This is a genomic window from Flavobacteriales bacterium (assembly GCA_019694795.1).
In the GTDB taxonomy this organism is placed as follows: Bacteria; Bacteroidota; Bacteroidia; order Flavobacteriales_D; family UBA2798; genus UBA2798.
In genome coordinates this window covers 1-12,474 of sequence record JAIBBF010000028.1, presented here as the reverse complement: position 1 = coordinate 12,474, position 12,474 = coordinate 1, and the positions used below count along the sequence as shown (strand labels likewise).

Here is a 12,474-nt window from a genome sequence, read left to right as displayed (position 1 = left end):
ATACAAACTACGGTGAATTAACGACATTTAAAAGTGAAGTGTAGCAACGTTAATGATATTAAGATATTCGGCTCCAATTGGGACGATTCTTCAACATTTCCGACAAACGCTGACGAATACCCTGATGTGAACTTTGACCGAGATCAGGATCTTTCTCCAACAGATCAATCGCTGCCTGACGTGCGGCATTCATAACATCACCATCTTTGGCCAGATCTGCAATTTTTAAATCCAGCATTCCGCTTTGTTGCGTTCCCATAATATCACCCGGACCGCGCAATTTCAAATCTACTTCTGCAATTTCAAATCCATCATTGGTTCTGCACATGGTTTCCATTCGCAAACGTGCATCGTTACTTAATTTATTTCCCGTCATTAAAATGCAATAACTCTGATCAGCTCCACGCCCAACCCTTCCTCGCAACTGATGCAATTGCGATAAACCAAAACGTTCCGCGCTTTCAATGACCATCACTGATGCGTTGGGAACATTCACCCCCACTTCAATCACGGTAGTGGCCACCATTATATGCGATTTTCCATCTGCAAAACGTTGCATTTCTACTTCTTTGGCATGAGGAGCCATTCGTCCGTGCACAATACTGATCTGATATTCCGGTAAAGGAAAACGTCGTGATAAACTTTGGTAGCCATCCATCAAATCTTTGTAATCCGTTTTTTCCGATTCTTCAATCAATGGATAAACGACATAGACCTGTCGACCCGCTTTGATTTGTTCTTCCATAAATCCGAAAACGCTAATGCGCGATGAATCGAAACGGTGACTCGTTTTAATGGCTTTTCTTCCCGGAGGTAATTCATCAATTACACTTACATCGAGATCCCCGTATAAAGTCATGGCCAGCGTACGCGGAATGGGAGTGGCGGTCATGACCAACACATGAGGCGGAAGTGCATTTTTTTTCCAGAGTTTAAAGCGTTGTTCCACTCCAAATCGATGTTGTTCATCAATCACAGCCAATCCTAAATTTTTAAACTGCACAACGGGTTCAATTAACGCATGTGTTCCAATTAAAATATGAACGCTGCCATCTTTTATTCCGGCATGAATTTCATTGCGCTCCGATGTTTTGGTTGAACCGGTGAGTAATCGGATTTGCACCGGCATTCCAAAAAGCAATTCCGATAAAGTTTGATAATGCTGAGTAGCTAAAATTTCTGTCGGCGCCATCAAACAGGACTGAAATCCATTATCTATAGCAATCAACATGCACAACAAAGCAACAACTGTTTTTCCGGAACCAACATCTCCCTGCACCAGGCGATTCATATGTGCACCGGTGCCCATATCCTTGCGTATTTCCTTAATTACTCGCTTTTGAGCATTCGTCAATTCAAAAGGAAGATGATCCTTATAAAACCGATTAAACATCTCTCCTACTTCGGAAAAGGAAAATCCTTTTGTTTTTTTGGTCTGTGTTATTTTAGCTCTGACCAATTGCAATTGAAGAAAAAACAATTCTTCAAACTTCATTCGCCAAACAGCACGATTCATGTTTTCGTGACTGGTAGGAAAATGAATCTGTTCATAGGCAAATTTGCGTTCCGGAAGCGAATACCGTTTCAATAATTCATCAGGGAAAATTTCGGTAATGGAGGACAATAACTCTGGAACCAAAATCCGCATTAATTTTTCAATTCCTTTGCTGTTAAATCCTTTTGCACTTGCTTTTTCCGTAGAGGAATACATCCCTTGCAGGTTTCCTTTTATGCCCGATTGATACGTACTTAACAATTCAAGTTCCGGATGTGGAATGGAATATTTATCTCTGAATAAATTCGGCTTACCAAACAAAACATATTCTTGTCCGGGTTTAATACTGCTCTTAATAAATTTTGCACCCTGAAACCAAATCAACTCCACCGAACCGCTATCGTCAGAAAAAACAGCCGTCAACCGCGAAGGTCCTTTCCCTTGTATTTCCTGCATGGAAATTACTTTTCCGCGCAACTGAACATAAGGCATTTCTGAATTCAATTCAGAAATTTTAAAAAATTTACTGCGATCAATATACCTGTAAGGAAAAAAATGAAGCAAATCACCACAGGTGAAAATACCCAATTCCCGCTTGAGCGTATCGGCACGTTGCGGACCCACTCCTTTGAGAAATTCAACAGATGTTTCAGGTAAAACAGCCATGGGGTAAAAATAACATAACCTGAATAAAAAAGATGTTAAGAAGCGATATGCTTGTCAACAATCCGCCCTGAATTATACTTATTGAAAGCGACGCTTCAGCGATGATGCCAACTGAATATACCAGGGACGTTTACCCGATTGATACGAATAATAATAAACATCCTGCGCTCCGAATCGTTTATAAAACTGTGCAATGGCAGGGATGCGGGATCCTCCGAAATCAAGAATTTTGGCATCGAAAGAGGCGGTGGAGATGACGTAATCAAAAAGTGCGAACATTGCGCCTTCGTTCCTGCCTTGTTTACTGGCGGTGCCTTTTAAATAGGTGATACGGTCCTTGAAAAACCAAAAAAATCCGGTAGCAATTAACTCTTCTCCCGCACGCACTTCCACAATTTTCCCGAGTCCCTTCCGTATTCCGCCTTTTAGCAATAATCGTAAGCGCTCGTAATCATCTTTTTTGAATTCTTTAATATCATCGCCTTTCTGATCTCTGAAAAACTGAATGAAACGGTCCACATTATCCGATTCCGTAATACGATGCGCATTCAGTTCCGATTTTTTTATCATGCGGCGCGCATTTTCGGAATAGGATTTTCGGATGGACTCCAAACTCCGGTCAATCATCAATTCCTGATACATCCATTTTTCATTGTACGGAAATGACAAATCGGGAACGGAAGAGCACCAGTGAATATGCTTTATGTCCTTAGGAAAAACTTCGATAAAAGCGGAATCATTGAGCGATAAAAGGCCAAACTGACGATGAAAAAATGGCTGGTAAATATTTTTATAACCCGCTCTGTTTTTAAAAGCAAAACTGGTTCCTGCGGAATAATCGTCCTTGCAAATCGCCATCCAATCTTCAGCTACTGCATCGAGATAAAATGATAAATCATAGATTTTACCATTGGGCGAACGCTGCACCAGTTCATCCCATTGAGCAAGATCCAAATCCTTTCGCGCTATCAATCGAAATTCACTCATCAGATTTCATGATGGTCCTCAACATAATCCAAATCCTTGGCAAAGGTTTCCTGCAATTTCCATGCTCCGTAAAAAGCCAGCGATAGACAGATGATTCCAACTACCAATGCAGAAATATCTTTACCCATACTTGCTCCAACCAATATGGAAAACAGGGGGACAATCAGACTCACAGAACCGCGCACAAAATTCGGTACCGTATTGGCAGCCGTTGAGCGAATATTGGTTCCAAACTGCTCGGCTGCAATGGTCACAAATATTGCCCAGTATCCGGTAGCTGTTCCCAATAAAAAACAGTAGAAGTAATAGGTTGAACTGGAAATTCCATTGGAGAAAAAGAGAAATAAAACGGTTAAAAAGAGGGTCATTCCCAAATACAAATACACCACTTTCTTTCTGCTGCGTAATAGCTGACTTAATAATCCGGAAATTAAATCGCCAACCGACAATCCGATATAAGCATACATCACTGCAATTCCATTTGAAATTCCTTTTACACCCAATAGAGGTGCAAAATCATCGGCAGAATTCATCACCAATAATCCAATCACATACCAAATCGGAATGCCCACAAATATGCACCACATGTATTTTTTAAAGTTTCCCCAATGAAAAAAGATCAAACGAAAATCACCCTTCCGGATATGTTTCTCCGTTTTAATGGTGGAGAACATACCTGATTCTATGGTACCGATCCGCAACAACAATAGCGCAATGCCCATTAATCCGCCAACGATATACGCCACCTGCCAATTGGCAAATGAAAATCCACTCAGCGATTCAAGGAAATTACCAATGCTTTCACCTTTTGCACCAACCAGGGAAGCTACCACCGCACCTAATGCACCGAAGGTGACAATAATCATCGTTCCATAACCCCGATTTTCTTTCGACATCATCTCGGAAACCAATGTAATTCCCGCACCCAATTCACCCGCCAATCCGATTCCCGCAATAATCCGCACGATGGTATAAGTAGGAATATCACTTACAAACGCATTAATGATGTTGGCGGCAGAATACAATAAGATGGAACCAAACAGGACTTTTAATCGTCCCTTTTTATCACCCAGAATTCCCCAGATTACACCTCCTAACAACATTCCAATCATCTGCATATTAAACAGAAACTTCCCCATAGCAGCCCGCTCTGCGGGTGATGAAGAAGCCATGATCTGATCCAAACTTTCCTTTTTAACTACACCAAACAAAACCAGATCATAGATATCTACAAAATAGCCAAGTGCAGCTACCACGATGATTAAAATATGAGCTTTGGATTTCATAGTGCCAAATTGTAAAGTGTGAAAATACAAAACCTGAGGAATATTTAACGATTGGAAATAAAATGGCTATTTTTGAATGTGAAAAAACACCTCCTCCTGCTGTTGTCAATTCTGCTCCTTCAGTCGAGCAGAGCACAGGTAGTTGCAGAACATTACGAATCGTGGAATTCGGTTGCCAAGGACATTAAGATCAATAAAATAAAACTGAATTTTGATGTAAGTCTCCGCTTCTACGGTTTTCCCTTGCATTGGCGACAACAATTGTACAGAGGTCAAATTGCCTATGCACTCAGCGATCACCTTCAACTCGGAGCAGGATATGCTTTTTCCAACCAATATCCCTATTCAGGAGCAGAAGCGGCCAATGAACATCGTTTTCACTTCGTGATACAGGAAGACTGGAAAAACGGAAAAATCAGTTTCAGAAGTCGATTTCGTTGGGAATACCAGTTAATGGAAAATCTGAAAGACCCCGAACACCGGATTCCCTATCATCGTCCCAGATATCAGTACCGGATGGCCATTGATTTAAAAAACACAAAAAATCAAATCATCCTTGCCGATGAAGTCCTTTTTCAATCGCACAACTTTAACTGTTTCGGTTTCGACCAGAACCGCGTCTACCTCGGATTCAGAAGAAAATTCGAAAAATCGCGCTATATCGAATTGGCCTATATGAATATTTTACTGGATAAAAAATCCGGTAAATACGAACTCAATCACGTACTGTGGCTTACATTTGGACTATGAAAAAATCTATCCTTCTATTGGCATTTGCCGGAATAAGCCTGATGATTGTTCCTGTATCCTGTAAATCGGTAGCCAAAGCGGCAGCGAAACACTGGACCAAAAAACAAATAAAAAAATACAAGAAAGACTGCAAAACCAAAGTAGCATCATTGATGAATGAGGAAAAAGCAGATCAGTTTTGTACCTGTGCTGCCGATAATATTTCACAGAATCTGGATCTTGAAAAAGCCAATTCGCTCGACGGAGCTGCTATTCTGAAAGAAGCTGCAAAATGTGCTTTTAGTTTAAAATAGGAATAACAGAAAAGATGCTATTTTAATTTTATTCGCTACACTTCATCAGCGATTTTGTACCGTTCCCTCATTCGATAAAAACACATTGCCATTTATCAGAGGCATTTACCGTTTAAACTGACATTCGGATTCAAGCCAATAATCCGCTGAATTTTAAATTGAGCACCTGCTCTTTCCATTGTATATTTAGGTCCTCTCTACAACGCATATGAAAATTAAATCTCTTTTACTGATTTCCTTTTTTGGAATTCAATCCATGCTCTCGGCGCAAAACACCAATCGTCCATATTGGGAAGTAGCGCAGGACACTTCTGCAAATTTTTACGACATCAAAGCCGCTTTTGAAAATTACTGGGCGGGCAAAACCATTGAACGAGGTAAAGGATGGAAAGTATTTAAACGCTGGGAAGATTTTGTTGCTCCACGTGTTTACCCCAGTGGTGATTTACACCAATTACGCAATACCGCCATCATACAACAACAAATGCATCAAGCCGGCGCATTTCGTAATGCAGCAGGAAATTGGTCCTACATCGGAAACAGCACTGTTCCCAATGGCGGAGGAGCAGGAAGAATCAATGCCATCGCATTTCATCCTACCGATCCGAATATCATTTACGTTGGAGCTCCTGCGGGTGGATTATGGAGAAGTACCAATGGAGGACAAAGCTGGATTTGCACCACCGACGAACTTCCAACACTTGCGGTATCTGCCATCACCTTTAATCCGCTAAATCCAAATATCGTGTATATGGGAACCGGCGATCAGGATGGAGGAGATCAGTGGGGACTCGGAATTTATAAATCGTACGACGGCGGTTTAACCTGGAATACAACGGGACTTTCATTTGCCAACAATGTAGATGTACCCGTCAATAAAATTTTAATTCACCCGGTGGACACCAACATCATTATTGCAAGCACCGCTAACGGAATATATAAAAGTTGGAACAGCGGACAAAGCTGGACACTCACTTCCGGAACACTTCACCGAGATATCGAATTTAAACCAAATGATCCATCCGTTGTATACGCAGCGCGCAACGGGAGATTTTATCGCTCTACCGATACTGCCAGTACCTTCACACAAATTACATCCGGACTCGGATCATCCTCCGTAATGGCTCGGATTAACATTGGCGTTTCACCCGCAAATCCAAATTACGTTTATCTGCTTGTTTCAGATGTGGGACAAGGATTTTACGCTATCTATCGTTCTACTGATGCGGGATTGAATTTTACATTGCGAACGGATAGTCCGAATATTCTTGGCTGGGATGCAAATGGAGGCGATACGGGCGGACAAGGAAATTACGATCTCGCTCTGGCGGTGGACAGAAATAATGCTGAAATCATTTTTACCGGAGGCGTCAATATCTGGCGATCTACCAATGGAGGATCCAGCATGACCTGTGTTGCGCATTGGTACGGCGCACAAGGATTGCCCTATGTACATGCCGACATTCACACGCTGGAATATAATCCGCACAACAATAAACTTTATGCCGGATGCGACGGCGGTGTTTTTGTGCGCGAAGCCAATGTAAATACATGGACCGATTTATCCTCTAATTTACATGTTGCACAAATCTACCGCATGGGTGGATCTCCAACCAATTCAACCATTATTATTTCCGGTTGGCAGGACAACGGAACAAATCTTTCCACACCAAATTATCGTCAGGTTTTAGGCGGCGATGGAATGGAAGCATTGGTATCCTGGAACAATCCTTCCACCATGTATGGTGAATATTATTACGGAGATATTTATAAATCCACCAATGGAGGAAACAACTTCTCCAATGTAGTAGGTTCAGGTGGAACTGGTGTGGATGAAGACGGCGAATGGGTTACACCATTTGTACAACATCCAACCAATGCCAATACATTGCTCGTCGGAAAATCGCAATTATGGAAAAGTACCAATGCAGGTACAAGTTGGTCGCAAGTAGGAAGCATTGGTTCCGGACAAACAAAAATTAATGCCATTGCCTACGCGCCTTCTAATCCAAATTATATTTACGTTTCCAAAACCAATAAATTTTACGTCACCACCAACGGAAGCGCATTTACCGATCGCACCTCCGGACTCCCGGGCAGTGCAGCCATTCAATACATTGCCGTTAGCAATCAGGATCCCGAAAAAGTGTGGGTTTGTTTAAGCGGATTTAGCAATAATCAGAAAGTGTATTACTCAGCCAATGCGGGTCAAACCTGGACCAATTACTCGCAGGGATTACCTAACATTCCAACCAACACCATCGTGTATCAAAACAACAGCAACGATGCCTTATATCTCGGAACGGATCTGGGTGTTTATTATCGCGATAATTCTAGTGGAGCATGGGTATTATTCAGCGGCGGATTACCAAACGGTATTGTGCGCGAACTTGAAATTCACTACCTGAGCGGAAAAATTCGCGCAGCCATGTATGGAAGAGGAATCTGGGAATCGGATTTGTATTCGTATGTCATCAATGATATTCGCATTAGTGATGTCCACTATCCTACCAATGAAGTTTGCGGATCACATTTCTCACCGGAAATTGTATTGACCAATAGCAGCGATCAAAATTTATATTCAGCAGTAATTTCCTACAATGTGGATAACGGAACACCTGCAGTTTATAACTGGAATGGAATTCTTGCACCACAATCGAATCTTGAAATTACATTACCGGCATTACCTGTGGTTGCAGGTGCGCATACGTTTAGAGTTTGGACATCTCTTCCCAACAACACGAACGACAGCGATCCGTTTAACGATACGCTCACCATACCGTTTACAGGAATTGTTAATGCAGTACACACTGAATTGAATTTACAATTGGATTGTTTTGGAGAAGAAACTTCATGGCAATTAAAAAACGGAGCAACGGTATTGTATGAAAAAACACCGGGCGATTATCCCGGAAATGTCAATAACTGGATCGACGGTGGTACGCATGTCACCGAACATTTTTGTTTAAGCGCAAATTGTTACACGTTAACCATGAATGATACCGAAGGTAACGGACTTAACGGAATGGCCGATGGTTGCGACATCAATGGTTCGTATCAACTTACAGATCCTTCAGGAAATGTACTTGTTCAGAATGCAAATTCCAATGGAAATTACGGTTCAACCGTAACACATAATTTTTGCATTGCATCCACTTATTACGCTTCTTTTTCTGCACCCGAACCTGAAATCTGTGCCGGAAACGCAGTACAGTTTAGCGATCTTTCTCAGAGTGGAACCAACACCTGGAACTGGAGTTTTCCGGGAGGAAATCCATCCAGCTCGACCTTGCAAAATCCTGTTGTAATGTATCCCAATGCAGGCACCTATTCGGTGACGCTTACTGCAGGAAACGGCACAAGCACAAGCACCATTACACAAAACGCAATCGTTCATGTGAATCCCGAAGTTGCAATTACCTATTCTTCCAATAATATGTTATGTCACGCCGCATGCAACGGCAACATTAAAGCAACGATCATTTCAGGAACATCTCCCTATGAATATTCATGGTCCAACGCTGCCATTACCGATTCCATTTATTCACTTTGCGCAGGGAACTACGATTTGTTTGTGCGCGATGCGAAAGGATGTTTTGCGAACACAAGCATACAAATAACCGAACCGGATGAATTAATTCTGAGCAGCAATTTTACCAATGCAAATTGCGGTATTCAGGACGGAACGGCTTCGGTTAACATCACCGGAGGAACCGGTGCATATGCTATTCTTTGGTCGGATAGCAGCACGACTAATGCTATCAGCAATCTCGATATCGGAACTTACACGGTAAGCGTTACGGATGAAAATGGTTGTGTAAAAAATGATTTTGTTGTAATTGAAAATCCAAATGCTCCACTTGTAAATGCATCCGGAACCAATGAAACCTGCGGTGGAGATTGCGATGGTTCAATTAATGCAAGTGCCAGTGGCGGAACCGGAAATTTAGTGCTGCAATGGAACAATAGTCTTGGCAACAACAACAGCTATTCCGATTTGTGCAGTGGAATGTACATCGTAACAGTTACCGACGACAACAACTGCGCTCACCGAGACACGGTGGTGGTAAATGCGGGATATCCTTATCCAACGGCTTCTTTCATTCTGAATGATTCCATTGTTGGGGTTGGACAATCCGTTTCTTTCATTAACATGAGCAGTTCGCAGGTCACTAATTTCTATTGGGATTTTGGAGATGGAGGATCATCTACATTCAGTAGCACAACACACAGTTATGCCGATACAGGATCTTATGTCATTACGAATATTCTGAGTAACCACAGCTGTACGGATACGCTTTCATTCACCATTCTGGTGATGGATGCAACCGGTATACGTGAAATCTACAATGATCAGTTCAATTTATATCCTAACCCTACCTTCGATCGTGTTACGGTAGATTTCGGGAATTTGAATATAGAGGGACAATTAGAAATTTTAAATTCCAACGGACAACTCATGGAGCGTATTCCACTAAACGGAAGGGTAAAACTGGATATTGCCATGAATAAATACAGCGATGGAATTTACCTGTTCAGAGTGAAATACGCCGATCATTACCTGATTCGGAAATTAATCCTTCAGCGCTGAGGCAAAATTTATTAGTTTTGTAAAAAATTAAAAACTATGGCATCCAGAAAATTACTGAAAGCGAACATCAATGCAGTTTGTTTCGACATCATCGACGAATGTTTAACCCTGCATGATTTCGAAAATGTAAGCGAAGAGAAAATTCGTCCCCTTTTAAACGATGCCATTCAGTTCCGTAACGACCTCATCACCCGTTTTGGAAAGGCCCGCAAAAGCGAAAATGCGGCAGCTGAATACAAAAAAATGGAGCTGGAGCTCGACGAGAAAACCCTTGAATTCATTGATCGTCTGAACGAACTGCAATAAGCACTTTGTTGGAATTGGACTTTTCGCTATCTTTCGGTATATGCGGAAGTCACTCGTAGTCCTGCTGGTTATGCTTATATCCCATCTGAATACTTTCGGACAGGATATTCATTATTCGCAGTTTGACCTTTCCCCGCTAAATTTAAATCCCGCCAACACCGGATTATTCGAGGGTTCCTATCGTTTTGCAGGAAACTACCGCAACCAATGGAGATCAGTGACCACGCCTTATAGCACCTTTTCCCTATCGGCCGACGGATACCAGCCACTGGACAAACAAAACCTGGGATTGGGTTTGACCATTAATAACGACATTGCCGGCGATTCCAAATTCCACACCTTCCAATGCAATTTATCGGGCAGCTATTTTCTTCCGGTGAAGGATAGCACCTTAAAAATAACAGCAGGTGCCATGTTAGGTTTAACCAGCAGAAACCTGAGTTATGATGCCTTGCGTTTCGATAACCAATACAATGGAATTTATTACGATCCATCCTTAAGCACAGGTGAAAACTTTGCCCGCGAAAGCAGAACGTATGTCAATCTGCAATTGGGTGCAGCCTTTTACAAAAAATTAAGTGCGCGAAATTTCATAACAGGGGGAATTGCCCTGGCAAATATTTCCAAACCCAAACAAAGTTATTTCGATGTAACCAGTATTCAACTCGACCGCCGTTTTAATGTTCATGCCACCATGAATTATGCATTGAACGACAAACTCGAAATCGTGCCGTCGGTATATTCCCAATTTCAGGGAACCTACAAGGAATTAATTGCAGGATCACAAGTGAGATATATTCTCGTAAACGAAAAAGGAGTTTACCGCGCTGTAAGGGCAGGAGCATTTTATCGTTCTTCGGATGCAGGGTATTTATCAGTAGGAATCGATTACGATAAATGGGTTGCTGGTATTTCGTACGATATCAATATTTCTAAACTCGTACCTGCCAGCCGGTACCGTGGTGCACTTGAATTTGGAGTCATTTATATCATCGATGTATTCCGGCCTAAAATGATACAACGAAGGATTTGTCCCAACTACATCTGATGAAAAAGAAAATCCTCTTCATAGCATTATTGATTTTTTCTCTGCAAACCGCATTTGCACAGAACTACAAACAATTGATAAAGTTTGCCGATAAAAATTATGATGCTGGTGATTATTACAGCGCTTCCATTTACTACAAACAAGCATTGGATATTGATAGTCTCGACATCAACATCGTATGGAAATACGCCGAATGTTTGCGTTTGTATAACGACTACGAAAAGGCCGAATATTATTACGATAAAATCTATTATCGCGAACAGAGTAAATTGTTTCCGCTCAGTTTGTATTATCTGGCTACCATGCAGAAATACAATGGGAAATATAAAGAAGCGCAGAAAAACTTTAAACTGGTTACCAAACAATTTTCTTCCAAAAAGAAATCGTTCGAATACCTGAAAGCGCGACAGGAGATGCAGTCCTGCGCCTTTGCCATGAAGTCGCAAAAAAAAGATACGGTCGGATATAAAATGTACAATGCCGGCGAAAAAATTAATTCTACCGATTCGGAATTTGGTTCTTCATGGATCGACTCCACCCTGTACTACACATCACTCCGTGCCGAAAATGTAAAGGGCGATTTTGAAATCCATGATCCCAATTACAAAATCAAAATTTACTCGAACGAAAAACAAGGAAAAGAATTTGGCAAAACCATTTCGCTGGATACGCTGATTAATTCAGTTATGACGCACAATGCCAATGGTTGTTTTAATTCGGACCAATCGCGTTTTTACTTTTCACGTTGCGATGGACCTCAATGTAAAATTGTGTATTGCGATATTAAAAATGGAAAATGGTCGGAACCCAAAGAAGTAAACGGCGGCGTAAACAAAGAAGGATTTACGTCTACTCAACCAATGGTTGCACGTGTTGGCGATCGTGAGGTTTTATTTTTCTCGAGTAATATGGATGGCGGTGAAGGGAAAATGGATATTTGGTATTCAGAAATCGGCACTTCCGGCACACATACTAAAGCAAAAAACGCAGGAAAAAATGTGAACTCCATCGATGATGAAATCACTCCCTTTTATGATGTGGAAGAAAATGTA

At 41.5% G+C, this 12,474-nt stretch carries 9 protein-coding genes; 6 read left to right on the top strand and 3 right to left on the bottom strand.

Going from position 1 to position 12,474, the window contains the following annotated elements:
* Positions 1-58 precede the first annotated feature (58 nt).
* The 3 genes from recG to K1X56_09630 all read right to left on the bottom strand — a co-directional run bounded on the left by recG (position 59) and on the right by K1X56_09630 (position 4,434).
* Positions 59-2,161 carry an ATP-dependent DNA helicase RecG gene (gene recG / locus K1X56_09640; protein MBX7094974.1) on the bottom strand — a complete coding sequence of 701 codons (2,103 nt, stop codon included), beginning with the start codon at positions 2,159-2,161 and terminating at the stop codon, positions 59-61.
* 78 nt (positions 2,162-2,239) lie between these two features.
* Positions 2,240-3,148, bottom strand: a complete 909-nt coding sequence (locus K1X56_09635) for a GNAT family N-acetyltransferase (protein MBX7094973.1) — start codon at positions 3,146-3,148, stop codon at positions 2,240-2,242.
* Entirely contained in the window at positions 3,148-4,434 is a 1,287-nt protein-coding gene (locus tag K1X56_09630) for an MFS transporter (protein ID MBX7094972.1), read from the bottom strand. Before K1X56_09630 ends, K1X56_09635 begins: the two co-directional genes overlap by 1 nt.
* 78 nt (positions 4,435-4,512) lie before the next feature.
* Here K1X56_09630 and K1X56_09625 point away from each other — a divergent pair, with 78 nt between their 5' ends.
* The 6 genes from K1X56_09625 to K1X56_09600 form a co-directional block, all read left to right on the top strand.
* Positions 4,513-5,184 (top strand): DUF2490 domain-containing protein, encoded by a 672-nt coding sequence (locus K1X56_09625; protein MBX7094971.1) that lies wholly within the window; start codon positions 4,513-4,515, stop codon positions 5,182-5,184.
* Positions 5,181-5,477 (top strand): hypothetical protein, encoded by a 297-nt coding sequence (locus tag K1X56_09620; GenBank protein MBX7094970.1) that lies wholly within the window; start codon positions 5,181-5,183, stop codon positions 5,475-5,477. Before K1X56_09625 ends, K1X56_09620 begins: the two co-directional genes overlap by 4 nt.
* A 208-nt stretch (positions 5,478-5,685) precedes the next feature.
* On the top strand, positions 5,686-10,068 hold the full coding sequence (locus K1X56_09615; GenBank protein MBX7094969.1) for a T9SS type A sorting domain-containing protein: 4,383 nt from the start codon (positions 5,686-5,688) through the stop codon (positions 10,066-10,068).
* Positions 10,069-10,104: 36 nt separating this feature from the next.
* Positions 10,105-10,374, top strand: a complete 270-nt coding sequence (locus K1X56_09610; GenBank protein MBX7094968.1) for a hypothetical protein — start codon at positions 10,105-10,107, stop codon at positions 10,372-10,374.
* A gap of 40 nt (positions 10,375-10,414) precedes the next feature.
* Positions 10,415-11,422, top strand: coding sequence for a PorP/SprF family type IX secretion system membrane protein (locus tag K1X56_09605; protein ID MBX7094967.1), 1,008 nt, complete (start codon positions 10,415-10,417; stop codon positions 11,420-11,422).
* The coding region (locus K1X56_09600) for a tetratricopeptide repeat protein (GenBank protein ID MBX7094966.1) at positions 11,422-12,474 on the top strand (1,053 nt) is incomplete at its 3' end. The genes K1X56_09605 and K1X56_09600, both read left to right, overlap by 1 nt.

Excerpts from the sequence above, each read along its gene's own strand:
- K1X56_09610 (MBX7094968.1), top strand. The coding sequence starts at position 10,105 with ATGGCATCCAGAAAATTACTGAAAGCGAACATCAATGCAGTTTGTTTC.
- K1X56_09605 (MBX7094967.1), top strand. The coding sequence starts at position 10,415 with ATGCGGAAGTCACTCGTAGTCCTGCTGGTTATGCTTATATCCCATCTG.
- K1X56_09630 (MBX7094972.1), bottom strand. The coding sequence starts at position 4,434 with ATGAAATCCAAAGCTCATATTTTAATCATCGTGGTAGCTGCACTTGGC.
- K1X56_09620 (MBX7094970.1), top strand. The coding sequence starts at position 5,181 with ATGAAAAAATCTATCCTTCTATTGGCATTTGCCGGAATAAGCCTGATG.
- K1X56_09615 (MBX7094969.1), top strand. The coding sequence starts at position 5,686 with ATGAAAATTAAATCTCTTTTACTGATTTCCTTTTTTGGAATTCAATCC.
- K1X56_09635 (MBX7094973.1), bottom strand. The coding sequence starts at position 3,148 with ATGAGTGAATTTCGATTGATAGCGCGAAAGGATTTGGATCTTGCTCAA.
- recG (MBX7094974.1), bottom strand. The coding sequence starts at position 2,161 with ATGGCTGTTTTACCTGAAACATCTGTTGAATTTCTCAAAGGAGTGGGT.